Source organism: Aliivibrio sifiae (assembly GCF_002954705.1).
Taxonomy (GTDB): Bacteria; Pseudomonadota; Gammaproteobacteria; order Enterobacterales; family Vibrionaceae; genus Aliivibrio; species Aliivibrio sifiae_A.
On record NZ_MSCO01000001.1, the window covers coordinates 534,991 to 560,021 of the forward strand.

At 39.6% G+C, this 25,031-nt stretch carries 20 protein-coding genes; 12 read left to right on the forward strand and 8 right to left on the reverse strand.

Annotated features, from left to right (window positions below):
• The first annotated feature begins 43 nt into the window (after positions 1-43).
• From der to BTO22_RS02485, 3 genes are all read left to right on the forward strand, one after another.
• On the forward strand, positions 44-1,546 hold the full coding sequence (der, locus tag BTO22_RS02475; protein ID WP_060993645.1) for a ribosome biogenesis GTPase Der: 1,503 nt from the start codon (positions 44-46) through the stop codon (positions 1,544-1,546).
• Positions 1,547-1,621: 75 nt separating this feature from the next.
• Positions 1,622-2,500: a metal-dependent hydrolase gene (locus tag BTO22_RS02480; protein WP_105054137.1), complete on the forward strand. Its 879-nt coding sequence runs from the start codon at positions 1,622-1,624 to the stop codon at positions 2,498-2,500.
• Between the two features lie 307 nt (positions 2,501-2,807).
• A complete protein-coding gene (locus BTO22_RS02485; RefSeq protein ID WP_105054138.1) occupies positions 2,808-3,041 on the forward strand; it encodes a zinc ribbon domain-containing protein in 234 nt (77 codons plus the stop codon).
• Here BTO22_RS02485 and xseA read toward each other — a convergent pair whose 3' ends face one another.
• Entirely contained in the window at positions 3,042-4,379 is a 1,338-nt protein-coding gene (xseA, locus tag BTO22_RS02490) for an exodeoxyribonuclease VII large subunit (protein ID WP_105054139.1), read from the reverse strand.
• Positions 4,380-4,587: 208 nt separating this feature from the next.
• Between xseA and guaB the strand changes: the two genes are divergently transcribed.
• The 3 genes from guaB (at position 4,588) to BTO22_RS02505 (ending at position 9,640) form a co-directional block, all read left to right on the forward strand.
• Positions 4,588-6,051, forward strand: coding sequence for an IMP dehydrogenase (gene guaB, locus BTO22_RS02495; RefSeq protein WP_105054140.1), 1,464 nt, complete (start codon positions 4,588-4,590; stop codon positions 6,049-6,051).
• A 198-nt stretch (positions 6,052-6,249) separates the two neighbouring features.
• The gene (guaA, locus tag BTO22_RS02500) at positions 6,250-7,803 is read left to right on the forward strand and encodes a glutamine-hydrolyzing GMP synthase (protein WP_105054141.1); all 1,554 of its coding nucleotides are present in this window, start codon (positions 6,250-6,252) and stop codon (positions 7,801-7,803) included.
• A 277-nt stretch (positions 7,804-8,080) separates the two neighbouring features.
• The gene (locus BTO22_RS02505) at positions 8,081-9,640 is read left to right on the forward strand and encodes an AbgT family transporter (protein ID WP_105054142.1); all 1,560 of its coding nucleotides are present in this window, start codon (positions 8,081-8,083) and stop codon (positions 9,638-9,640) included.
• Between the two features lie 74 nt (positions 9,641-9,714).
• On the opposite strand, the gene BTO22_RS02510 is transcribed toward BTO22_RS02505, so the two are convergent.
• Genes BTO22_RS02510 through BTO22_RS02520 form a run of 3 tightly spaced genes read right to left on the reverse strand, consistent with a single transcriptional unit; the run spans position 9,715 to position 12,089 of the window.
• Positions 9,715-10,350: a helix-turn-helix transcriptional regulator gene (locus BTO22_RS02510; protein ID WP_105054143.1), complete on the reverse strand. Its 636-nt coding sequence runs from the start codon at positions 10,348-10,350 to the stop codon at positions 9,715-9,717.
• 58 nt (positions 10,351-10,408) lie between these two features.
• Positions 10,409-11,686, reverse strand: coding sequence for an L-cysteine desulfidase family protein (locus BTO22_RS02515; RefSeq protein ID WP_105054144.1), 1,278 nt, complete (start codon positions 11,684-11,686; stop codon positions 10,409-10,411).
• Between the two features lie 22 nt (positions 11,687-11,708).
• Positions 11,709-12,089, reverse strand: a complete 381-nt coding sequence (locus BTO22_RS02520; RefSeq protein ID WP_105054145.1) for a Rid family detoxifying hydrolase — start codon at positions 12,087-12,089, stop codon at positions 11,709-11,711.
• 291 nt (positions 12,090-12,380) lie between these two features.
• On the opposite strand from BTO22_RS02520, the gene BTO22_RS02525 reads away from it, so the two are divergent.
• Positions 12,381-13,685, forward strand: coding sequence for an amino acid permease (locus BTO22_RS02525; RefSeq protein ID WP_105054146.1), 1,305 nt, complete (start codon positions 12,381-12,383; stop codon positions 13,683-13,685).
• Between the two features lie 96 nt (positions 13,686-13,781).
• Here BTO22_RS02525 and fghA read toward each other — a convergent pair whose 3' ends face one another.
• Positions 13,782-14,624, reverse strand: coding sequence for an S-formylglutathione hydrolase (fghA, locus tag BTO22_RS02530; RefSeq protein WP_105054147.1), 843 nt, complete (start codon positions 14,622-14,624; stop codon positions 13,782-13,784).
• 218 nt (positions 14,625-14,842) lie between these two features.
• Positions 14,843-15,991 carry an S-(hydroxymethyl)glutathione dehydrogenase/class III alcohol dehydrogenase gene (locus BTO22_RS02535; protein WP_105054148.1) on the reverse strand — a complete coding sequence of 383 codons (1,149 nt, stop codon included), beginning with the start codon at positions 15,989-15,991 and terminating at the stop codon, positions 14,843-14,845.
• Positions 15,992-16,181: 190 nt separating this feature from the next.
• Between BTO22_RS02535 and BTO22_RS02540 the strand changes: the two genes are divergently transcribed.
• Entirely contained in the window at positions 16,182-17,054 is an 873-nt protein-coding gene (locus BTO22_RS02540; RefSeq protein ID WP_105054149.1) for a LysR substrate-binding domain-containing protein, read from the forward strand.
• A complete protein-coding gene (gene tadA, locus BTO22_RS02545; RefSeq protein ID WP_105054150.1) occupies positions 17,055-17,582 on the forward strand; it encodes a tRNA adenosine(34) deaminase TadA in 528 nt (175 codons plus the stop codon). It abuts the gene before it with no gap.
• A gap of 90 nt (positions 17,583-17,672) precedes the next feature.
• On the opposite strand, the gene BTO22_RS19905 is transcribed toward tadA, so the two are convergent.
• Positions 17,673-17,831 carry a hypothetical protein gene (locus BTO22_RS19905; protein ID WP_181044540.1) on the reverse strand — a complete coding sequence of 53 codons (159 nt, stop codon included), beginning with the start codon at positions 17,829-17,831 and terminating at the stop codon, positions 17,673-17,675.
• A 165-nt stretch (positions 17,832-17,996) separates the two neighbouring features.
• On the reverse strand, positions 17,997-19,481 hold the full coding sequence (mltF, locus tag BTO22_RS02550) for a membrane-bound lytic murein transglycosylase MltF (protein WP_105054151.1): 1,485 nt from the start codon (positions 19,479-19,481) through the stop codon (positions 17,997-17,999).
• A 363-nt stretch (positions 19,482-19,844) separates the two neighbouring features.
• Here mltF and purL point away from each other — a divergent pair, with 363 nt between their 5' ends.
• From purL to BTO22_RS02565, 3 genes are all read left to right on the forward strand, one after another.
• Positions 19,845-23,741 carry a phosphoribosylformylglycinamidine synthase gene (gene purL / locus BTO22_RS02555; protein ID WP_105054152.1) on the forward strand — a complete coding sequence of 1,299 codons (3,897 nt, stop codon included), beginning with the start codon at positions 19,845-19,847 and terminating at the stop codon, positions 23,739-23,741.
• A 242-nt stretch (positions 23,742-23,983) separates the two neighbouring features.
• Positions 23,984-24,493 (forward strand): RNA methyltransferase, encoded by a 510-nt coding sequence (locus BTO22_RS02560; RefSeq protein ID WP_105054153.1) that lies wholly within the window; start codon positions 23,984-23,986, stop codon positions 24,491-24,493.
• A 169-nt stretch (positions 24,494-24,662) separates the two neighbouring features.
• Positions 24,663-24,989 (forward strand): DUF3622 domain-containing protein, encoded by a 327-nt coding sequence (locus BTO22_RS02565; protein WP_060993624.1) that lies wholly within the window; start codon positions 24,663-24,665, stop codon positions 24,987-24,989.
• Positions 24,990-25,031 lie beyond the last annotated feature (42 nt).

Consider the following 25,031-nt stretch of genomic DNA (forward strand, 5'->3'; position numbering starts at 1 on the left):
GTATTAGCTCGCGCTATGCCTATGATTAAATTAAGAGGTATATATGATTCCTGTTGTTGCTCTGGTAGGGCGTCCAAATGTTGGTAAATCGACGCTGTTTAACCGTGTTACGCGTACAAGGGATGCATTAGTTGCTGACTTTCCAGGCTTAACTCGTGACCGTAAATACGGCCGTGCTAAGTTAGAAGAGCTTGAATTCATTTTGATCGATACCGGCGGTATTGATGGAACTGAAGAAGGTGTAGAAACTAAAATGGCAGAACAGTCATTAGCTGCGATTGAAGAAGCTGATGTTGTGTTATTTATGGTTGATGGCCGTGCTGGTTTAACATCATCTGATGAAGCGATTGCAAAACACTTACGTTCACGTGAAAAACCAACATTCTTAGTAGTAAATAAGATCGATGGTATTGATGCTGATGCGGCAAGTGCTGAATTCTGGCAATTAGGGATGAACAAGGTTTACCAAATTGCAGCTTCACATGGCCGTGGTGTAACATCTCTACTTGAATTAGCTCTTGCTCCTTTTATGGAAGAGTTAATTGAAGAATCTTTGAAAGATGAAAATGGTGAGATCATGGATCTTACTGAATTTGAAGATTTCGAAGAAGAAGAAAAAGATCGAACAGAAGAAGATGCAGAAAAAGATTTTTCACGCCTTCAAGATCAACCAATCAAATTAGCGATTATCGGTCGTCCTAACGTAGGTAAATCAACGCTAATTAACCGTATTTTAGGTGAAGAGCGTGTGGTTGTTTACGATATGCCTGGTACAACTCGTGACTCTATTTACATTCCAATGGAACGTGAAGGTCAAGAGTACGTACTTATTGATACCGCAGGTGTTCGTCGCCGTGGTCGTATCAATGAAACGGTTGAGAAATTCTCTGTAATCAAAACATTGAAAGCGGTTGAAGATGCTAACGTAGTATTGCTTGTTATCGATGCTCGTGAAAATATCTCAGATCAAGATCTAAGTTTGCTGGGCTTTGCATTGAACGCAGGTCGTTCATTAGTTATTGCTGTAAATAAGTGGGATGGTCTTGATAACGAAGTTAAAGAGAAAGTAAAGTCTGAGTTAGACCGTCGTCTAGGCTTTGTTGATTTTGCTCGTCTTCACTTTATTTCAGCTCTACATGGTACTGGTGTTGGTCATTTATATGAATCAGTACAAGAAGCGTATGTTTCTGCAACTAAGCGTGTAGGTACATCTGTTCTTACTCGTATCATGAAGATGGCTCAAGACGATCACCAACCACCAATGGTTCGTGGCCGTCGTGTGAAACTGAAATATGCACACGCAGGTGGTTACAACCCACCACTTATCGTTATTCACGGTAACCAAGTAAAAGAATTACCTTCTTCTTACAAACGTTTCTTAATGAACTACTTCCGTAAATCATTAGAAATTATGGGCACACCTATTCGTATTCAATTCCAGAATAGTGAAAACCCATTTGAAGATCGTGGTGGTAAGTTGACTCTATCTCAAGAGCGTCAACGTAAGCGTCTAGTTGGTGCAGTGAAAAGCCGTAACAAAAAATAATCTGTAATTACTTTATTTATACATATTGAATAATAAAACGCCCATCTTGTTGGGCGTTTTTTTTAGGTGAAAATCATGACTCAGTTATCAGCAACAGAGATTCTTTTTTGTCATAACACATGGCAACACACGTCAGTTGTTCAATTAATTAAAGAAACAGACCAAGGTAAATGGTTTGTGACTAAAGAAACGCCTTTTCACCCTGTAAGCCATATTTGGCCTGATCATCCAGAAGATAAAGGAACGATTCACATAAATGGCAATGACTATCCAATACTCGCTTGTCAAACAGGTGCGATTGAATTAGCTACGAGTGAATTATATATAGATAAAAAAATCCCAGTAAAACGTGGTGAAGATGGCTGGGTATTTGTCGTGACGCACTTAATATCTAAGGATGCGGATATTGCAGTAGAAAATACTGTAGAGCTAAAAGTTGATAAAGAATATCAAGACTCACTGAGTCGTGGGCATAGTGCTGGTCATATTGCTTACTTAGCCTTAAATAAAGTACTTCATGCAAGTTATTGGCGTAAAGATGCAGATCGAAAAGATGAACTGGGACATTACAATTTCAACAGTTATGCTCAAGAAACCAGTTTTGTCACAGAAGATCATTGTGAAGATGTGTATCGTTTAGGGAAAACACTGCGTAAGCGCGGTCTTAATAGTTCTGAAATGATGGAAAACCTCAACTCTATTACTGATCAAGTAAATGAACAGATAACTGTATGGTTAGCCTTAGAAAGTGAGGTTTCTATCGAGTGTGAGGGTAAAGCGTTAACGGATTCACGTTACTGGATTGCAGATTTTGGTATAGATGGTGTAGTAAAGCTTCCTTGTGGTGGTACTCATGTTTCTTCGTTTAAAGATTATCAAGAGATTCGAGTTGAATTAAAAGCAAAGGGTGAACAAGAGCTATTAATGCTTACCTATTCGAAAAAACGAATTTAAAATTGAAATTACATGAGGTGTATATCTTATTCTACATTTCGTGTAATTCCCGTTTTTTCTACTGAAATATATAAGCTCAATGCTGATTGATGTTCTGGATCTACTGTATGAAAGTGTATTTCTTGAAGTTTTATATCGTTTTAAATTGAAAGACAGAGTATGTAACTAATGCTTTCGGGGTGTGGTTATATAAATGTTCTTAAAGGGCATGATCGCTGATCAGATCCCTATAAGCATAAAGATCTATGTTTTTTGAGATAGGCAGCGTATCAGTATTTGGTTGAAATAAATTAATAAGGAATGAGTAATGCAAACAAACGAATGTCCTAAGTGTCAGTCTGAATTACGTTGGAATAGAGAAGGGTACCACTGCGATTTTTGTCAGGTAGATTTTAAAAAAGTAGTGTATTGCCCTGACTGTAGCAAAGAAATGGAAAAGCTTAATGCCTGTGGAGCACCAAGCTATTTTTGTCATGATTGTAATGAATTAAAATCTAAATCTCGTGCTAAAACTGAATTTGTTGAAATAGAACAGAGTTAGCTAGCTTATAGTTACTGTCGATTTAACTTCACCATCAACAAAGCGAGTCGTAATACTATCTCCAGTGCTGATTTGCTTTGTTGAAGTGATTACAGACCCTTTCTCATTTCGAGTAATAGAATAACCACGTTGTAAGGTGGCTAATGGGCTAACAGTATCGAGTTTCTCTGCCGCTAACGCTAATTGATGACGTTGCATAAGTAAATTTCTATCCATTGAATCTAATAATCGACGTTTTAATTCTTCAATACGTAATTGATCCTGAGATATTTTTTTACTTGGTGATAGGTTATTTAAACGTAGGGTTAAATTTTCAACGCTATGTTGATTGCGCTGCAGCCGCTGCATCATATGACTCATTAATCGTTGGTTTAAATCATCTAGCTTTTGACTTTGATTATTCAACTGCATTTGTGGATGCTGTTTTTCAAGGCGGTGCTGCAACGTTGACAATGTACGTTGTTGAAATGATAAATAACGCTCTATAGCATTGCGTAAGCGACGTTTCTGATGTGTTACTGTTTGTAGTTGAGAAGAGAGGTCTCGACTTACTAATTCAGCTGCAGCTGAAGGGGTTGGAGCTCGAACATCTGCAACAAAATCAGCAATAGTGACATCTATTTCATGACCAACAGCACTGACTATTGGGATCTTACTTGCTGCAATCGTTCTTGCAACAATTTCTTCATTAAAACACCAAAGATCTTCTAATGAGCCACCGCCACGTCCAACGATTAATATATCACATTCGTTACGGCTGTTAGCTCGTCCAATAGCTTGTGCAATTTGAATTGCAGCCCCCGAGCCTTGTACCATTGTCGGATAAATGATAACTGGTAGATTAGGGTCTCGTCGTTTTAATACATTAAGAATATCAAACAGCGCAGCACCTGTTTGAGAGGTAATAACCCCAATACGTTTTGGTTGTTCAGGTAAAGGTTGTTTGGCAGTTTGAGCAAAAAGCCCTTCAGCTGCGAGTGACATTTTTAATTGATCAAACTCTTGTTGAAGACGACCATCTCCCTCGGGTTGCATACTTTCAATGATTATTTGATAGTCGCCACGAGGTTCATAAAGCGAGAGGCGGGCTTTAACAAGAACTTGTTTACCATTTTGAGGTTTAAAGGTAACTCGGCGGTTATTGCCTTTAAACATGGCACATTTGACTTGAGCTTGACTGTCTTTAAGAGTGAGATACCAGTGACCAGAAACGGGCACAGTAAGGTTAGAAATTTCGCCAATCAGCCAAACAATCCCCATCTCATTTTCTAATAATAGACGAACTTCAGAGTTGAGACGCGAGACTGTAAAGATGCGAGGATTAGAATCGAGAGACATCAGAATGCCTTAGACATGAGTATAGGAATTAGCGGCAATATAATACATATCAAGGGGGTAAATGCAAATTAAAAATAAATAAATGTGTAGCCAAGCGATTGCGCAGTGCGTATAATCCGTCTGCAATATCAAATCCAAAACACTTTATTATGCGAAACGATAAAGTGGGATTTATTCCTTTAAACACTTATGTTGTGAGATATTGCAAATGCTACGAATCGCAAAAGAAGCTTTAACCTTCGATGACGTTTTACTCGTCCCAGCACACTCCACAGTTCTTCCTAACACCGCTGATCTTCGCACTCAGTTAACGAAGACTATCTCTCTAAATATTCCAATGATTTCAGCATCAATGGATACAGTGACAGAAGCGCGCCTTGCTATTGCATTAGCGCAAGAGGGTGGCATCGGTTTTATCCACAAAAACATGTCTATTGAACAGCAAGCTGAACAAGTTCGCTTAGTAAAAATCTTTGAGGCTGGCGTTGTCTCTGCTCCAGTAACCGTTCGTCCTGACGCAACTATCCAAGATGTGAAAGAACTGACTGAAAAACACGGTTTTGCTGGCTTCCCTGTAGTAACTGAAACTAACGAACTTGTTGGTATCATTACTGGTCGTGATGTTCGTTTTGTAACAGACTTATCTAAGAAAGTTGACGTTGTAATGACGCCAAAAGCACGCCTAGCTTCTGTTAAAGAAGGTGCAACTCGTGAAGAAGTTCAAGAGAAAATGCATGAAGCGCGTGTAGAGAAAGTATTGGTAGTGAACGATGAGTTCCAACTAACCGGTATGATCACAGCAAAAGATTTCCATAAAGCAGAACGTAAACCAAATGCATGTAAAGACGAACGTGGTCGTCTACGTGTAGGTGCTGCTGTTGGTGCAGGCGCTGGTAATGAAGAGCGTGTTGCTGCACTTGTTGAAGCGGGCGTTGATGTTCTACTTATCGATTCATCTCACGGTCATTCAGAAGGCGTTTTACAACGTATTCGTGAAACTCGTGCATCTTTCCCAGATCTACAAATTATAGGTGGTAACGTTGCTACTGGTGCAGGCGCTAAAGCATTAATCGATGCTGGTGTAAGTGCAGTTAAGGTTGGTATCGGCCCTGGTTCAATTTGTACAACTCGTATCGTTACGGGTGTGGGTGTTCCTCAAATTACCGCAATTTCAGACGCAGCAGAAGTTGCAACGGCTCATGGTGTTCCTGTTATTGCAGATGGCGGTATTCGTTATTCTGGCGATATCTGTAAAGCGATTGCTGCTGGCGCATCATGCGTGATGGTTGGTTCAATGTTTGCTGGTACAGAAGAAGCACCTGGTGAAGTAATCCTTTACCAAGGCCGTTCATACAAATCTTACCGTGGTATGGGCTCTCTTGGCGCTATGTCTCAAGGTTCTTCTGACCGTTACTTCCAATCTGATAATGCAGCAGACAAGCTTGTGCCTGAAGGTATCGAAGGTCGTATCGCATACAAAGGTCGTCTAAAAGAGATCGTTCACCAACAAATGGGTGGTTTACGTTCAAGCATGGGCCTAACAGGTTCAGCAACAATTGAAGACATGCGTACTAAAGCTGAATTTGTTCGTATTTCAGGTGCAGGGATGAAAGAGTCTCACGTACATGACGTTCAGATCACGAAAGAAGCACCAAACTATCGCCTAGGCTAATTTTTCTTAATTTTCTTTGCAGAATCTTCCGATTTCGTTGTCAAAGGTACTCATTTACACTTGTAAACTCCGTGCCTTTTCCTAGAACTCGAATGATTCTGCTGTGAAATATAAAGAAAAAACTTTGTACCAAATTCAATTTTAAGCGTGTGATTTATATGAAATCACACTAAATAAATGACTTTTTGAGAAAGACTAATGACGACTAATATCCACGATCAACGCATTCTTATTTTAGATTTTGGTTCTCAATACACGCAGCTTGTTGCGCGTCGTATCCGTGAGATTGGTGTTTACTGTGAGCTTTGGAGCTGGGATGTAGAAGAATCTGACATCCGTGATTTTAATCCAGATGGCATCATCTTATCTGGTGGTCCAGAAAGCGTTACAGAAGCAAATTCTCCTCGTGCTCCTCAATATGTATTTGATTCTGGTGTTCCTGTATTTGGCGTGTGTTACGGCATGCAAACAATGGCAGAACAACTTGGCGGTAAAGTAGCAACGTCTACTGAGCGTGAATTTGGTTATGCTGCGGTACAAGTAACAGGTGAATCAGCGCTGTTTAAAGATCTTGAAGCGACTCAAGATGTTTGGATGAGCCACGGTGATAAAGTTGTTGAAATCCCATCTGATTTCGTAAAAATTGCAGAGACAGAAACTTGTCCTTACGCTGCAATGGCGAACGAAGAGAAGAAATACTACGGTGTTCAATTCCACCCAGAAGTAACTCATACTAAAAACGGTCTAAAAATGCTTGAGAACTTTGTTCTTAATGTATGTGGCTGTGAAGGTCTGTGGACTTCTGCATCAATCATTGAAGATGCAGTTGCTCGTATTAAAGAGCAAGTAGGCGATGATGAAGTAATTCTTGGTCTTTCTGGTGGTGTTGATTCATCTGTTGTTGCTATGCTTGCACACCGTGCAATTGGCGACAAACTAACGTGTGTATTCGTTGATAATGGTTTACTTCGTTTAAATGAAGCAGACCAAGTAATGGAAATGTTCGGTAACAAGTTTGGTCTTAAGATCATTCATGTTGAAGCTGAAAAACGTTTCTTAGATGCACTTGAAGGTGAATCTGATCCTGAAGCGAAACGTAAGATCATTGGTCACGTATTTGTAGATATCTTTGATGAAGAGTCGAAGAAACTATCAAATGCGAAATGGTTAGCTCAAGGTACTATCTATCCAGATGTTATCGAATCAGCAGCATCGAAAACAGGTAAAGCGCACGTTATCAAATCTCATCACAATGTTGGTGGTCTTCCTGATGACATGGAAATGGGCCTTGTTGAGCCATTACGTGAACTGTTTAAAGATGAAGTGCGTAAGATTGGCCTAGAATTAGGTCTTCCATACAACATGCTTTATCGCCACCCGTTCCCTGGACCAGGTCTAGGTGTACGCGTTCTTGGTGAAATTAAGAAAGAGTACTGTGATTTACTGCGTCGTGCTGATGCAATCTTCATTGAAGAATTACACAATGCTGATCTTTATAATAAAGTATCTCAAGCATTCACTGTTTTCTTACCAGTACGTTCTGTAGGTGTAATGGGCGATGGTCGTAAATACGATTGGGTTGTCTCTTTACGTGCAGTAGAAACTATCGATTTTATGACAGCGCATTGGGCACATTTACCATACGATTTCTTAGGTAAAGTATCTAACCGTATTATTAATGAGGTTAGTGGTATCTCTCGTGTCGTTTACGATATTTCTGGTAAGCCACCAGCAACGATTGAGTGGGAATAATCTCCATTTAGTGAATTAGTTTGTATTAGATAAATAGAAAGCGCCGAAAGGCGCTTTTTTGTTTCTATTGTAATGTAAATATTAATTTTGTTGGCTATATGTTTCATTGAAACATTGATTTACAAATTAAACATTTGCATACCGATGAAAATGCAATGTATTAAGCTTTTCTTGGCAATATCTGGTTTACACTGATTTAGCAAAGGAATAGATAAAGAATAAAAAAAATCAAATCTCTTTATCTTTAAAGACAACATTACATAAAATGGAGTTACGAATGAGTAACCAAGTAGCAGAGAAAGCATCTAAGCCTAGTGGTATGGATCGTTTTCTAAATACAATCGAACGAGTAGGTAATAAGATCCCAGATCCTGCACTACTGTTCTTCTGGGGCCTTTTAATTGTTTGGGGTCTTTCAGCGCTATTATCACAAGTACAATTTGACTTGATTCATCCTGTTACTCAAGATGCAGTTCAAGTGAAAAACCTTTTAACGGGTGATTCTTTAGCAAACTTTTTAGCAACTATGGTAACTAACTTTACCGGTTTTGCCCCATTAGGCATTGTACTGGTAGCAATGTTAGGTGTTGGTGTTGCTGATTCTTCAGGCTTTATTCAAACTGGCCTTAAGAAAATGCTAAACTTCACTCCAGCTAAACTACTAACACCAATGCTTATTCTTGTTGCTATCGTGTCGCACACAGCAGCAGATGCCGGCTATGTATTAGTTATTCCATTAGGTGGTATCATTTTCCATGCTGCGGGACGTCATCCGTTAGCGGGTATTGCAGCAGCATTTGCCGGCGTATCAGGTGGTTTCTCTGCTAACTTTATTCCATCGGGAATCGATCCATTACTGGCTGGCTTTACACAAACAGCAGCACAAGTACTAGATACGACTTACATTGTTAACCCATTAGCAAACATTTACTTTACAGGCCTTTCTTCAATTCTAATAGTTGTTATTGGTTGGTATGTAACTGATAAAATTATCGAACCACGTTTAGTAAATACTCCAGTTGATGAAGATGCAGAAACAGCACCGGATTTAGGCTCTTTTACAGAGATTGAATCGAAAGCATTTAAGTTCGCTGGTTGGGCGATGGTTGCTGGTATCGCATTGTTAATTGCACTTATTTATCCTGAAGATTCAGCCCTGCGTTCTCCTGATGGTGAAATCACCTCGTTCTCTGCACCATTAATGAAGTCTATTGTTCCACTTATCTTCATTCTATTCATCATCCCAGGTATCGTGTTTGGGCGAGTTTCTGGTACGTTTAAAAGCAGTAATGATGTAATCAAAGCAATGTCAGAAACAATGGGCACAATGGGTGCATACATGGTTATGTCATTCTTCTGTGCGCAGTTCTTAGTTGCTTTTAGCCAATCAAATATAGGCACAATTTTAGCGATGTACGGCGCTGATGTACTTAAAGCAATGGAGCTTCCAGGTCAGCTAACTATTATTGGTATGATTTTGCTGACAGCATTTGTAAACCTACTAATTGGTTCTGCATCTGCTAAATGGGCATTAATTGGTCCTGTACTAGTTCCAATGCTAATGGGTGTTGGTATCTCTCCTGAGCTATCTCAAGCGGCATACCGTGTAGGTGATTCTGTTTCAAATATCATCTCACCATTAATGGTATTCTTCCCATTAGTTGTTGTTTACTGCCAACGTTACGTTAAGTCTACAGGTATAGGTACATTAGCTTCTCTAATGATGCCTTTCTCTATTGCGATGTTAATTGGTTGGACAGTATTCCTACTTGCTTACTGGGCTCTAGGTATTCCTTTAGGTATCCAAGCGCCATACACATACAACCTGCCGGGTTAATTTGTATTAGTAAAAATAAAAGCCCTGAGAATGTTAAGTTCTCAGGGCTTTTTTTTGTATTTCAATGTTCGGCATTATTTAAATTTTCTGAGATAACGATAAACAGAGTCTTTAGATACATTAAGTATGTTTGCTGTTATTTGAGTCGCGTCTTTTATATTAAATGCACCTTGATGATGTAAGCGCTCAACAATGGTTCTTACTCGTCGAGATACGGCTATGTTTTCATCTTCTAATACTTGGCTTTGTATTCTAGCAATAGAATCAGTCAGCATTTCTATACTGTCTTTTGCAAACGTTTCTGGTGATGCCGCTAACTGAGTTGATTGTGGGAATAAATCCATAAAGAAGCTATTCATAGGAACATCAAGGTTTGAATTGATGCAGAGTAAGGCGATAGGAATCTCTTCTTCATTTCGAATCATTGAAGTAACAGAGCGAAGTAATTCCCCTTTATCTGTTCGAGTAAAGTAGGGAGTTGATACATCAGAACCTGTTTTTAATTTTTCTAAAGCCAGATTAGTAATTGGTGCACCAATGCCACGTCCAGTAACATGCCCGTTCGCAATTTTAACGATTGATGGATTATCAGAATCTAAAGAGTGTAAAACCACTTCAACATGTCTTCCAAACATAGCAGCAATGCCATCAACGATACTAAAAGTTGATTGGATAATTAGCTTATCGGCTGTAGATAGTTTATGTAGCATACGTACTCTATATGTTAGTGGAAAAGTGATGTCACTAGCGAATAGTGACATTTTTTCATTATGACGCCATTATTTCAATGATTTCATGGTCAATATTCGGCATGCCTGTTGTTATCATTCTTCCGATGTTTTTAATCGTTTTCTCTACATCTTCGGCAATAACACCTTGTTTTGTTACGCAATGATCATTCAAAGCGAGTAACGATGATTTCATTGCTGATTGAGCACTGCTACCTACTTTCATAGCACAGGTTGATTTGGCCCCATCACAGATCATCCCACTGGTATCACTAATGGTATTCTGAATTGCAGAGCAAGATTGTTCGAATGTTCCGCCTGCTAAATATACCATTGCCATTGCTGCGGCTGCAGACGTGACGGCATTACCACAAAATGCGGATAGTGGTGGGTAATGAGATTTGATGTAAATGGCACCAAGGTGACTCATAATAAAGGCTCTTGCTAATGCTTCTTCATCAGCATTATAAAAATCAGCCATTTTCACAACAGGAATTGTTGCTGCTATACCTTGATTACCACTGCCGTAATTAGACATTGCAGGTAAGGTAGCACCGCCCATTCGAGCATCAGATGCTGCTGAAGTATAAATTAAAATTTCGCTGTCTAAACTTTTTGAAAGTAAACCGGTTTCTATATTTTTTTGGTATGTTCGGCCAACTTCTAAGCCGTATGGATTCTTTAACCCTTCTTGAGCTAGTGCAATATTGAGGTCTTTAGCTTCAAGAATAAACTTAATATCATTAAATTTAGCTTGAGTCGCGAAGTCATAAATTGATGATATTGTGATATCCACACCATCACAAATAGAGGCAGTGGAGGCTTTTGGTAACAAAGAATCTAAAGCAAAAATAATATTACCATCAAGTCGCTTTTCAACAATAAGGGTATGCCCCCCACTGATTGTTACTTCTGCGCTGTGCAGTGAGCTTTTAACGATAACACGACAATAGATGAATTCATCTGTAGCTTCTCGTTTTACTTGAACGTGTCCTGCATCAATCAGTTGCTGAGCTTCGTTGAGTTGAGATTCGTTTAATTTTGCTAGTACTTCCAACCCGGCTTCTGGATCTCCGCCAGTAGCTCCTGTAGCTGCTGCAATGGCAAGGCCAACTCTACCTGTTCTTGGTACAAAAACACCCATACTATTTTTATACAAATTATCAGAGACAAAAACATCAATAGTTTCTGGTTTTTCTCCAAGCATCTGTGTTGCTACGCTTGTCGCATAGGCTGCACAAATAGGTTCAGTACACCCAAGGGCTGGTTTCACAACATTTTTTAAAATAGTGATGTATTGTTTCCAGGTAGAGTTCATTTTGTTCGCCTTTATCTAATTATTATTTTTGATGCGCAATTGCTTCTACTTCAACAAGTACACCAAGCGGAAGATCTTTTACCGCAAAGCAAGAGCGTGCAGGGCAGTCTGTATGGAAAACTGTTTTATATACTTCATTAAATGCAGCGAAATCAGTGATATTAGCAAGGTAACAGGTTGTTTTTAAAACGGTATTAACATTACCATTGGCGGCTTCGATTACTGAAATTAAGTTTTTAAGAGACATTTCAGATTGAGCAGCAATTCCCCCTTCAACAACTGAGCCAGTTGAACCATCTACCGGTAATTGACCCGATGTAAAAATAAGCCCATTAAATGCGGTGCCGTGAGAGTAAGGGCCGATTGCTTCTGGTGCTGATTTTGCCACGATAATTTGCTTCATATGTATTGTCCTTTTTTGCAACTATTGTTGACTTTAAGTTTTAATTGAAAATATGCAAAAATAATTGCATTTGGTTTGTGTGAGTTGAATTTATGCTTATTTGCAAGGGATTGCAACGACTTTGTAGCAATTTTTTGTTTATTTTACGAACTGAGATCTCGCTATCATTTCAAATAAAATTGCATTGTTATTTTTAAATTAGAGAGTAAATTCTTCAAAAGTTGCAAGTTGGCGGCAGTTTGTCGCTTTAAAATTATAAGAATAGTGATCCCTACAAAGATGGAGTTTTATATGAACACAGCTACATTAGCAGGACTTGGTCGTGATCAAAGTAATATGACTGATTCTGAATGGAAAAAAGCCACTAAATTTGACAGCACTGATATTGGTTGGATAGTGATTAGTATTGGTATGGCTATTGGTGCGGGTATTGTTTTTCTACCTGTTCAAGTAGGTATTATGGGGCTTTGGGTTTTCCTTCTATCTTCAATTATTGGCTATCCAGCCATGTATTTGTTTCAAAAACTTTTCATTAATACTCTTGCCGAAGCAAAAACATGTACAGATTATCCAGGTGTCATTACTGGTTATTTAGGTAAGAATTGGGGAGTGGCCTTAGGTGTCCTTTATTTCATTATGTTGGTTATTTGGGTATTGGTTTACTCATTAGCGGTAACCAATGACAGTTCTTCATACTTACACTCGTTTGGTGTAACGGAAGGGCATTTAAATGACAATGTTTTTTATGGTTTAGGGCTGATCTGTGTCCTTGCTTTTATTGGATCTAAAGGTGAGAAAGTACTATTTAAACTATCTGGCTTTATGGCTGTAACAGTACTTTCATTAGTTGCAGTTATGGGCTTATTACTGGTTTCTCGTTGGGATTTTTCTAATATTCCAGCAATGGGATCGTTTGGTCCAATGCTAAAAGATGCGATTATTACGCTTCCATTTACCCTAACGTCTATTCTTTTTATTCAATCTCTTAGCCCTATGGTTATCTCGTATCGTTCACGTGAGAAATCAATTGAAGTTGCGCGTTATAAATCATTAAGAGCGATGAATATTGCTTTTGCTATTTTATTTGTTGTTGTGTTCTTTTTTGCAGTGTCATTTACCTTTGCAATAAGCCAAGAACAAGCGGCTGAAGCAATGAATAAAAACATCTCTGCATTAGCTATTATTGCTCATTACTTCCCAGGAAGTTGGGCAACGGTTACCGGCATTGTGATTAATATTTTTGCTGTCGTAACTTCATTCTTTGGTGTGTTTATGGCATTTCAAGAAGCGTGTCGTGGTATTGCAATGAACGTATTGTTAAGACGTATGGATGAGTCTGTAATTAATAAAGAGTTAGTAAATAAACTAATTACGGTGTTTATTATTTTGCTTGCGTGGTCTGCTGTTGCGTTAAATGCGCCTATCTTATCTTTTACTTCGATTTGTAGCCCTGTTTTTGGTTTAGTAGGTTGTTTAATTCCAGCTTACCTTGTGCATAAAGTGCCAACACTTCATAAGTACAAAGGCTTATCAACTAATCTAATTATTGTTACAGGTATTCTTCTTTGTATCTCTCCAGTGTTAGCGTTTATCTAATTATAGAAAAGTAATATATAGACATAAAAAATCCCAGAGAAGGAGAACCTACTCTGGGATTTTTCTATTTATACTTTTGCTTATTTTAAATCAGTATTATTTATTCAAATAAGCAGCATGAAACTCTAAATGCTCATCAATAAAAGTAGAAATGAAGAAGTAGCTGTGGTCGTAACCTGGTTGCATTCTTACTTCTACATCGGCACCAGATTGCTCTGCTGAAGAAAGTAGGTATTCCGGTTTTAACTGTTCTTCCAAAAAGCCGTCCGCTTCACCTTGGTCAACTAAGATCGGAAGTTTTGAGCCTTTTTTAAGAAGTTCAGCACTGTCGTATTCTAACCAAGCTTCTTTATTATCACCTAGGTATAAACCTAACGCTTTTTGTCCCCAAGGGCAGTTAATTGGACTAGCAATAGGACTAAATGCAGAAATTGATTGGTACATATCTTGGTTTTTTAAACCGATAGTAATAGCACCATGACCACCCATACTATGACCAGAAATCGATTTTTTATCTGATACAGGGAAGTGTTCTTCAATAAGAGATGGCAGCTCTTTTGTTACGTAGTCATACATATGGTAATGACGATTCCATGGTGCTTGAGTTGCGTTTAAATAGAACCCTGCACCTAGACCAAAATCGTAAGCAGCTTCTGCATCATCAGCAACGTCTTCGCCGCGAGGGCTCGTATCCATGGCAACAATGGCAATGCCTAATTCAGCCGCTTTTTTGAATGCGCCTGCTTTTTGCATAAAATTTTCATCAGTACAAGTTAAGCCTGATAGCCAGTATAAAACAGGAACTGGATTACTTTCAGAAGCGTTCGCTGGTAGGAAGATAGCAAAGCGCATATCGCAATTTAGTGTAGATGATGTATGTATATATTGTTTGTGCCAACCACCGGCAACTTTTGCTTGGCTGATATTTTCGATTGTCATGATGAGCCCTTTTATATTTTGATTCATATCAGCAAGATCACTGTATTGAATAGAAATCTACTGGTTGATTTTGAAGTGCTTTAAAATAAAGAATGAAACACTCAGTAAGCTTATCTATAAATTGCGCCACCCACGCAGATAAACCCGCAGTCTTGATATAAAGCACTTAGAGATCAAAAGTAGAATAGGGGCTAGAGTATCTAACCCCTTATTTTTACTTATTTATCCATATGTAGAACAGTACGGATAGATTTACCTTCGTGCATTAAGTCGAACGCTGCGTTTACATCAGCAAGACCCATTGTGTGAGTGATGAAATCATCAAGAGCAAACTCACCTTGCATGTAACGGTCAACGATACCTGGAAGCTCAGTACGGCCTTTAACGCCACCGAATGCAGAGCCACGCCATACACGACCAGTCACAAGTTGGAATGGACGAGTTGAGATCTCTTGACCAGCACCAGCAACACCGATGATAATTGATTCACCCCAACCTTTGTGACAACACTCAAGTGCAGCACGCATCACATTCACGTTACCGATACACTCAAAAGAGTAATCTACGCCGCCATCAGTCATTTCAACAATCACTTCTTGAATTGGCTTGTCGAAATTTGTTGGGTTGATGCAATCAGTCGCGCCTAATTTTTTAGCCAGTTCGTATTTGCTTTCGTTCAAGTCAACACCGATGATACGGCTTGCACCCGCCATTTTAGCGCCGATGATAGCTGAAAGACCGATACCACCTAGACCGAATACAGCAACCGTGTCGCCTTTTTCAACTTTAGCGGTGTTAAGAACCGCACCCATACCAGTCGTTACGCCACAACCTAGAAGACAAACTTCTTCAAGTGGTGCTTCTTTAGAAACTTTCGCTAAAGAGATTTCAGGAAGTACTGTGTATTCAGAGAACGTAGAGCACCCCATGTAATGGAAGATAGTTTCACCGTTAATAGAGAAGCGGCTAGTACCATCAGGCATAAGACCTTGGCCTTGAGTTTCACGAACAGCCTGACAAAGGTTAGTTTTGCCAGATTTACAGAATTTACACTCACCACATTCAGCAGTGTAAAGAGGGATAACGTGGTCACCAATTTCAAGGCCAGTTACGCCTTCACCAACCATTTCAACAATACCGCCACCTTCGTGACCTAAGATTGAAGGGAAGATACCTTCTGGATCATCACCAGATAGAGTGAATAGGTCAGTGTGACACACACCAGTAGCAACGATGCGAACTAAAACTTCGCCTGCTTTAGGAAGTTGAACATCCACTTCTTCCATTTTAAGAGGTTCGCCAGCAACCCAAGCTACCATTGCTTTAGATTTGATGTGAGTTTGACCAGGTTTAATATCAAGAGCCATTGGATTTTCCTTAGTGGGGTAATTTAATTTAAGACATTAATAAGCAGTTTCATTTTAAGCATAGTGCTATTTTTTGTTTGTGCTCGTCGTCTTGTTGTGTGCCATTATAAGTATTTCTCCTTATTTGATAATACGGTAGAATGGTAAATGATCTTTACGTATACGTAATAATAGCAATAAGGAAAACGTTGTGATTGATTGGGAAGGCGTTACTGAGTTTGTTGCCGTTACTGAAGCTCAAAGCTTCACTGGGGCAGCAAGAGCATTGGAAACATCGGTTGCACAGATCAGCCGTAAAGTAGCAGCATTAGAGGATCGTTTATCAATTAAATTACTGATCCGAACAACGAGAAAAGTATCAGTTACAGAAGCTGGCCAAACTTATTATCAGCACTGTCGCCATTTAGTTGAAGGATTAAAACAAGCAGATAGAGCGATCACTGAGCTTAATGCAACGCCTCAAGGTCGTTTAAAAATCACTTCGTCAGTGACTTATGGTGAGCAGTTAATAGCCCCATTGCTTAGTGACTTTATGTTGATGTACCCGCAGTTAGAGCTTGAACTTGTTTTATCAAATCAGACATTAGATTTAGTTGAGCAAGATTTTGACTTGGCGATTCGATTAGGACGTTTAACCGATTCAACCATGATGGCAAAGCGTTTATCAAGTCGACAGGTACGCGTATGTGCTTCTCCTAGCTATATTGAAAAACATGGTGAACCTCATACCTTATCTGAGCTTTCTCAGCACAACTGCTTAATTGGTAGTTTGCCTATTTGGCGTTTTATTGAAAATAAAAAAGAAAAAAGCGTGAGAGTAAAAGGATCTGTTCATTGTAATAGTGGTGCAGCGCTAACTAACGCCGCTTTAAAAGGATTAGGGATTGTCCAACTGCCAGATTTTTATGTTCAAGAATCAATGGATAAAGGAGAGTTAGTTGAAATCCTTGTTCCATATCGTGAACCAAAAGAAGGGATCTGGGCGGTTTACCCAAATAATCGACACCTTTCGATGAAAGTTCGTTTATTGGTTGAATTTTTAGCCCAAGAGTTAGCTGAATAGATGAGTGTTGAAAAAGAAAATAAAGATGCGAACTTCTATATGCAGCGAGCAATAGAACTGGCTGCAATTGCTGAAGAAGAAGGTGAGGTTCCTGTTGGTGCTGTGATTGTCTTAGATGGTGAAATCATAGGTGAGGGGTGGAATCGTTCAATTGGTTCTCATGATGCAACGGCACATGCTGAGATGATGGCGATTAAACAAGCGGGAAGTAAAATTGAAAACTATCGCTTAGTTGATGCGACGTTATACGTTACGTTAGAGCCATGCCCTATGTGTGCTGGTGCGATTGTTCATAGTAGAATAAAAAAAGTCATTTTTGGTGCTTCTGATATGAAAACTGGTGCATCTGGCAGCGTTATTAACTTATTTACTTCTGCAACCGCGTTTCATTTCGTAGAGTGTGAATCAGGTTTAATGGAAGAAGCGTGCCGAGAGCAACTACAAGCTTTTTTTAAAAGAAGACGTAAAGAGAAGAAAGAAGAGCGAAAATTACAACGAGAAGAATTGAAAAATCAGGTGATGGATTAATTCAGAAAACACTAAAATAGAGAGAAGGCAAATTGAATTATCGCAATTTGCCTTTTTTATTGAGCGTTAAGAAAAAATATGTCCAAAAGGTTAGCGGCACGAGAATGCTTCGCCTTCATCAAACAGTGACATCGCATAGGTACGTTGACGATGAAGTACCTTTTTGTGGTTATTTAACAGTTTACGTCGACGCTGAGTACTGCCCTTTAGCGATGTACTTGGCTTTAGTTTTTTTCTGCTAGAGAGCATAAACTCCCCCTTAAATTAACGAATAAAAATTAAAGTGTATTTAACTTTAATTGGTATGATGTTGAGTACAAGTTAACTCAGAGTATGTGCTAATTGTTACCGTAACATGAACATGCCATTTAATACGCATTTTTTAGTTATATTTCTTTATTTGTAATTAGAGTTCTACTTACTTGGAGTTGTATCACTAATTGTAGTGGCAGCAGAAGAAAGTGGAACATCAATCACCGTTAAATCTTCAACCGTGATTTCTTCTTGAATCAACTTATTTGCTTGCTCTTGTTCATAACCAATAATACTTTGGTAATAACGACGAATATTTTCAACGTAATTTTGGGCTTCATCACCACGACCAAAACCATAGCGTAGATATTTGTAATAACGTTTTTGGCGTAATAGCGGTAAATTATCTTTCACGTCTGTCCACGAATCAGGGTCACCACCTAGACGTTGCGTTAAACGACGTGCATCCATCATGTGACCAAAGCCAATGTTATAAGAGGCTAAAGCAAACCAAATTTTTTCATGTTCAGTAATGGAATCTGGTACGCGCTTTACTATTCGGCGTAAATATTCTGCTCCGCCACGAATGCTTTGCTCTGGGCTCAAGCGATTTTTAACGCCAACAGATTGAGCTGTTGGAAGCGTTAACATCATCATGCCACGCACCCCAGTAGGAGATTTTGCTAATGGGTTCCAATGTGATTCTTGGTATGACAGTGCTGCTAAGAAACGCCAATCAAAGTCCCCTGCGTACTTTTTAAATAGAGGTTCCCATTTAGGCAGTTTGCTTTCTAACGCACGAATAAAAGCACGAGTGTCGACGTAATCAAACGATTCAACGTGACCAAAATATTTTTCTTCTAAAAGAGCGAGTTTGCCACTTTCTTTTAGCTCACCAAAAAACTCGATCAATAATGCTTGTAAGCTATCATCTTCAGTTTTTTGTAAGAACCAGGCGACAGGCTGATCTTCAGTTAACTCAAAAGCAACCGCTAAGTCAGGATGAATACGCTGAGTTAATGACAATTCAACAGAGTCGGCGAGAGTGTAATGTATCTCTCCATTGGCTACTTTTTTTAATAATTCGCTAACGTCGGTATCTGGTTCTGTTTTCCAATCGAGATCAGGATGCTTTTCTTTTAACTTTGTTAACGTGCCTTCAAAGCTAGAGTCTTTGACTATAGTTAAGTTTTCATCAAGCACTGTAAGGTTTTTAATATTACGAGGGCGCCAACTGCCTTTTTTATAAACCACTTGTTGGCTGACATAATAATAGACAGGTCCAGGATTAAATTGTTGTAGGCGGTCTGGTGTAATCGTCATATTAGCAGCAACAATATCAACTTCATTGCGATCAAGAGCGGGGAATAAACCTGAATAAGTATAAGCTGGTGTGATTTCTAGCTTAACTTCTAGTTTTTCAGCAAAAGCCTTAGCTAGATCGTAATCTAACCCTGTTGGGCCATCAGAACCGATGTAATAAGAGAGTTGGTTGTTTAGTGTACTGACTCGTAAAATACCGCGTTCTCTCACTTGTTCTAATTTGTTTTTTGGTTCTGATTCTACTTGGCAGCCAGTTAAGGTAAGAACCAAAGTAAAAACAACCAAACAAGATGGTAAAAAGCGATAATATCGGATGCGGCTCAAGTCTGAATGCTCTTTTAAATAAGTAGGGCGTAGTTATATCAAATGGGAGAATAAGAGGCAAAAGCACGGTAACAAATTAGAACAATTATTAGATATTAAGGCAGAATAAATCATTCATTGTTTGTTTTTTATTCAAAATCATCAAATTGAGGGCCATTTAAACTTTTTTCAAAAAAAAATACGCAAACGGTTGCTTTTGGTGTTACTTCACAAAACAAAATCCTTTATAATGCGCTCGCAATACCAGAGGTAACATCGGCATAGTCACTATGTGTTCTGAATAATTAATAGAGTTAGCTATTTATAACGACATGAAACTATTCCAATATTACCTTTAATTCATTGCCGAAGAGACCTAAGTACATGAGAATTTTGCGTGGTTCACCTGCTTTATCTGAATTTCGTGTTAACAAGCTACTTGAGCTTTGTTGCGAGCTAAATTTACCTGTTACTGGTATTTATGCTGAGTTTGCTCACTTTGCTGACGTAACCTCAGATCTTGATGCATCTGAAATTGTAAAGTTAGAAAAATTGCTAACTTACGGCCCTACGATTGAAGAACATAAGCCTGAAGGTTTATTACTTCTTTCTGCACCTCGTCCAGGCACTATCTCTCCTTGGTCTTCAAAATCTACTGATATTGCCCATAACTGTGGCTTAGCTAAAATCGCACGTTTAGAGCGTGGTACTGCGTATTATGTAGAAACTTCTGAAACTCTTTCTGAACTTCAATTGGTTGAATTAAAAGCCATTCTTCATGATCGTATGATGGAAGTGGTCTTTACTGATTTTGAATCAGCAGCGGCATTATTTACGGTAGCTGAACCTGCACCATATGCTGAAGTCGACCTACTTTTTGGTGGTCGTAAAGCGCTAGAAAACGCAAACGTTACCCTAGGGCTTGCACTGGCTGAAGATGAAATAGATTACTTACTTGAAAGCTTTACTGAAAAGTTAGGTCGTAACCCAACGGACATCGAATTAATGATGTTTGCACAAGCGAACTCAGAGCATTGTCGTCACAAGATCTTCAATGCGGATTGGACTATCGATGGGATTAAGCAAGAGAAATCATTATTCAAGATGATTAAAAACACCTTCGAAGTTACTCCTGAAAATGTACTGTCTGCTTATAAAGATAATGCAGCTGTAATGACGGGTTCTACAGTCGGTCGCTTCTTCCCAGATCCAGAAACTCGTGGCTATGGTTACCATCAAGAGAAAACACACATCTTGATGAAAGTAGAAACGCATAACCATCCAACAGCAATCTCTCCTTGGCCGGGTGCGTCAACAGGTTCTGGCGGTGAAATCCGTGATGAAGGCGCAACAGGTATCGGTGGTAAACCAAAAGCAGGTTTAGTCGGTTTTTCTGTATCTAATTTAAAAATCCCTAATTTTGTTCAACCGTGGGAAACGGACTTTGGTAAGCCAAGCCGTATCGTGACTGCGCTTGATATTATGCTTGAAGGCCCTCTAGGTGGCGCGGCATTTAATAATGAATTTGGTCGTCCAAATCTGTTAGGTTACTTCCGTACATATGAAGAAAAAGTAAATTCTCATAATGGTGAAGAAGTACGTGGTTACCACAAGCCAATCATGCTTGCGGGTGGTCTAGGTAATATTCGTGATGATCATGTTCAGAAGAAAGAGATCCCAGTAGGTGCAAGCCTAATCGTTCTTGGTGGTCCAGCGATGAACATCGGTCTTGGTGGTGGTGCGGCATCTTCAATGGATTCAGGTTCTTCTTCTGAAGATCTAGATTTCGCTTCAGTACAACGTGAAAACCCAGAGATGGAACGTCGTTGTCAGGAAGTTATCGACCGTTGTTGGCAGCTTGGTGATGCAAACCCAATCGCATTTATCCACGATGTGGGTGCGGGTGGTATTTCAAACGCATTACCTGAGCTTGTTGATGATGGTGAGCGTGGTGGTATCTTTAACCTACGTGACGTTCCAAACGATGAGCCGGGCATGAGCCCACTTGAGATCTGGTGTAATGAATCTCAAGAGCGTTACGTAATGGCGGTTGCAGATAAAGACTTAGCGACATTTGAAGCTATTTGTAAGCGTGAACGTGCGCCATATGCAGTGGTTGGTAAAGCAACTGAAGAACGTGATCTGAAATTAGAAGATTCACACTTCGACAATACGCCAATCGACATGCCAATGGACATTCTTTTAGGCAAAACGCCTAAGATGCACCGTGATGCGAAAACACTAAAAGCGAATAACCCAGCGATTGATCGTTCAGGCATTGAAATGAACGATGCAATTGAACGTGTTCTTCGTTTGCCAACGGTTGCAGAGAAAACATTCTTAATTACAATTGGTGACCGCTCGGTAACAGGTCTTGTTGCTCGTGATCAAATGGTTGGTCCATGGCAGGTTCCTGTTGCTAACTGTGCGGTAACTGCGGCAAGTTATGATACTTACCACGGTGAAGCTATGTCTCTTGGTGAGCGTACTCCTGTTGCACTTCTAGACTTTGGTGCATCAGCTCGTTTAGCGGTTGGTGAAGCAATTACCAATATCGCAGCAACGAATATTGGCGACATTAAGAACATTAAATTATCTGCAAACTGGATGTCTCCAGCAGGTCACCCAGGTGAAGATGCCGGTCTTTATGAAGCAGTTAAAGCGGTAGGTGAAGAGCTTTGTCCTGCACTTGGTCTAACTATCCCTGTGGGTAAAGACTCAATGTCGATGAAGACTAAGTGGGAAGAGAATGGCGAGCAAAAAGAAGTTACTTCTCCGCTTTCTCTAGTTATTACTGCGTTTGCTCGTATTGAAGACGTTCGTAAGACGATTACTCCTCAACTACGTACTGACAAAGGTAACACGTCACTGGTTCTTATTGATTTAGGTAACGGCAAAAACCGTATGGGTGCAACAGCACTTGCACAGGTTTACAAGCAACTTGGTGATAAGCCAGCAGACGTAGATAACGCAGCGCAACTAAAAGGTTTCTACGAAGGTATTCAAACTTTAGTAGCAAACGACCAAGTTGTGGCTTATCACGATAAAGGCGATGGTGGTTTATTTGTTACTCTTGCTGAAATGGCATTCGCAGGTCACTGTGGTGTTAATGCTGATATTGCAGCGCTAGGCGAAGACACGCTAGCAGCATTATTTAATGAAGAGTTAGGTGCGGTAATCCAAGTTCGTAACGACGATTTAGATGCGGTGCTTTCTACTCTTGCAGCAAATAGCCTAGAAGCATGTTCACATGTAATCGGCTCTGTTGAAGATTCAAACGAACTCGTAATTAAATCTGGTGAGCAAGTTATAGTAGAACGTAACCGTACTGAACTACGTACTATCTGGGCTGAAACGACGCATAAGATGCAAGGTTTACGTGATAACCCAATCTGTGCTGACCAAGAACATGAAGCGAAGAAAGATAACTCAGATCCAGGTCTTAACGTGAAACTAAGTTTCGACGTAGATGAAGATATCGCAGCGCCTTATATCAACCTAGGTGCTAAACCTAAGATGGCGATTCTACGTGAGCAGGGTGTTAACTCTCACGTTGAAATGGCTGCAGCATTTGACCGTGCAGGCTTTGAAGCAACAGATATTCACATGAGTGATATCCTAACGGGTCAAGCGGTACTAGAAGAGTACAACGGTCTTGTGGCTTGTGGTGGCTTCTCTTACGGTGATGTACTGGGCGCAGGTGAAGGTTGGGCTAAATCGGTTCTGTTTAACAATTCTACTCGTGACCAATTTGAAAACTTCTTCAAGCGTGAAGATACCTTCTCTTTAGGTGTATGTAACGGTTGTCAGATGTTGTCTAACCTGCGTGAACTTATCCCAGGAGCTGAGTACTGGCCACGTTTCGTTCGTAACGAATCAGAGCGTTTTGAAGCTCGTTTTAGCTTAGTAGAAGTTCAGAAATCAGATTCTGTATTCTTTAATGGCATGGAAGGTTCTCGTATGCCAATTGCTGTTTCACACGGTGAAGGTCGCGTAGAAGTACGTAATAATGAACACCTAAACGCGATTGAAAACTCAGGCACAGTAGCATTACGTTATGTTGATAATAACGGTAACCAAACGCAGCAATACCCGAACAACCCGAATGGTTCGCCAAACGCTATCACAGGTTTAACAACTACTGATGGCCGTGTGACTATCATGATGCCACACCCAGAGCGTGTGTTCCGTACGGTTGCAAACTCTTGGGCTCCAGAGACGTGGGGTGAAAATGGTGCTTGGATGCGTATGTTCCAAAACGCACGTAAGAACCTTGGTTAAATTAGGGCATACTTTGATTGATGCTTATTTAAGTATTAATCAATAGCTTTAATTTAATAATCAATTATTTATCATGATTTTTTGAAAGTGTGATAAAAATCTGAAAATTAAATTAACAGTCTGTTCTATAATAAATAAAAGGGTTGGGTAAAGACGGCTCTTTTAGATAAAACCGCTGAAGTTTAGGCTTCAGCGGTTTTTTTGTTAGAATAGCGCTTTAATTTTATCTGTTGGAAGAAACAATGAAAAATACGCACGTTACGATTGGTTTGAGTAATCCGAAAAGCCCAACCAATGTTGGTGCAGTCATGCGTGCTGCAGGGTGTTATCAGGTTGATGATGTTCGTTATACTGGTGAACGATATGATCGTGCTGCAAAGTTTCAAACGGATACAAAAAAAGTAGCCAATAAAATTCCACTAACTAGCGTCGATAATCTATTGGATGGTCTGCCCGAAGACATGAAAGTCGTGTGTGTTGAACTTGCCGAGGGTGCAACGTCGCTTCCTGAGTTTCAACATCCAGAAAAAGCAATTTATGTTTTTGGTCCTGAAGATGGTTCGATTACTCAACAAGTTGCTGATCGTGCGGACCATGTGGTGTATGTTCCAACCGTTGGCTGTATGAATTTAGCGGCGACAGTGAATGTTCTTTTATATGATCGATTAGCTAAATCTGTGGATATAGTGAAAGGTGATGAACTGATCCGCAGTAGCAGAGATAACCGCAATCATTTAGCGGTCAAAAAATAAGATTAACTTCTCCTTTAAAGCATGAGTTGATTGACATCTTTTTGGTGCATTTTTGGCTGAATGTGTTCTAATAGCGGGCATTAAAGGGAATGCAGTTATTATACTGCAGTTATAGATGGATTTTTTAGCAATGATCTATCCCTTAACTATCGAATTCTAGGAAATAAAAATGGCAAAATTTGATTACCGTATTGTAGAAAAACGTAACGCTTGGGCTGCTGAAATTACGCGCCAAGTAACTTCTCGCAGAACGGTTGTATCTAAGCGTCAACTTGGTTTTGAAAGCGAAGCTGAAGCAGTTGAATGGGCAGAGAAAGAGCTTGTTGAATTTGCAAAAACGCAAGCGGTTCGTAATGATCGTAAAGCGGAACAACGCACTGAAAAAGAAGAAATGATTGCTCGTAAAAAAGAGAAATCAGCAGCACAAAAAGCGGAATATGAAGCCGCTCGTGATGCAGAAAATGATGAAGACGACTACGATTACGACGAAGAGTAATCTTCTCGAATAATTCAAAATGAAAAAGGCGCTTATTTGAGT

Bases quoted from the DNA above. Each gene is read 5' to 3' on its own strand.
- der (WP_060993645.1), top strand. From the start codon at position 44: ATGATTCCTGTTGTTGCTCTGGTAGGGCGTCCAAATGTTGGTAAATCG.
- BTO22_RS02480 (WP_105054137.1), top strand. From the start codon at position 1,622: ATGACTCAGTTATCAGCAACAGAGATTCTTTTTTGTCATAACACATGG.
- BTO22_RS02485 (WP_105054138.1), top strand. From the start codon at position 2,808: ATGCAAACAAACGAATGTCCTAAGTGTCAGTCTGAATTACGTTGGAAT.
- xseA (WP_105054139.1), bottom strand. From the start codon at position 4,379: ATGTCTCTCGATTCTAATCCTCGCATCTTTACAGTCTCGCGTCTCAAC.
- guaB (WP_105054140.1), top strand. From the start codon at position 4,588: ATGCTACGAATCGCAAAAGAAGCTTTAACCTTCGATGACGTTTTACTC.
- guaA (WP_105054141.1), top strand. From the start codon at position 6,250: ATGACGACTAATATCCACGATCAACGCATTCTTATTTTAGATTTTGGT.
- BTO22_RS02505 (WP_105054142.1), top strand. From the start codon at position 8,081: ATGAGTAACCAAGTAGCAGAGAAAGCATCTAAGCCTAGTGGTATGGAT.
- BTO22_RS02510 (WP_105054143.1), bottom strand. From the start codon at position 10,350: ATGCTACATAAACTATCTACAGCCGATAAGCTAATTATCCAATCAACT.
- BTO22_RS02515 (WP_105054144.1), bottom strand. From the start codon at position 11,686: ATGAACTCTACCTGGAAACAATACATCACTATTTTAAAAAATGTTGTG.
- BTO22_RS02520 (WP_105054145.1), bottom strand. From the start codon at position 12,089: ATGAAGCAAATTATCGTGGCAAAATCAGCACCAGAAGCAATCGGCCCT.
- BTO22_RS02525 (WP_105054146.1), top strand. From the start codon at position 12,381: ATGAACACAGCTACATTAGCAGGACTTGGTCGTGATCAAAGTAATATG.
- fghA (WP_105054147.1), bottom strand. From the start codon at position 14,624: ATGACAATCGAAAATATCAGCCAAGCAAAAGTTGCCGGTGGTTGGCAC.
- BTO22_RS02535 (WP_105054148.1), bottom strand. From the start codon at position 15,991: ATGGCTCTTGATATTAAACCTGGTCAAACTCACATCAAATCTAAAGCA.
- tadA (WP_105054150.1), top strand. From the start codon at position 17,055: ATGAGTGTTGAAAAAGAAAATAAAGATGCGAACTTCTATATGCAGCGA.
- BTO22_RS19905 (WP_181044540.1), bottom strand. From the start codon at position 17,831: ATGCTCTCTAGCAGAAAAAAACTAAAGCCAAGTACATCGCTAAAGGGC.
- purL (WP_105054152.1), top strand. From the start codon at position 19,845: ATGAGAATTTTGCGTGGTTCACCTGCTTTATCTGAATTTCGTGTTAAC.
- BTO22_RS02560 (WP_105054153.1), top strand. From the start codon at position 23,984: ATGAAAAATACGCACGTTACGATTGGTTTGAGTAATCCGAAAAGCCCA.
- BTO22_RS02565 (WP_060993624.1), top strand. From the start codon at position 24,663: ATGGCAAAATTTGATTACCGTATTGTAGAAAAACGTAACGCTTGGGCT.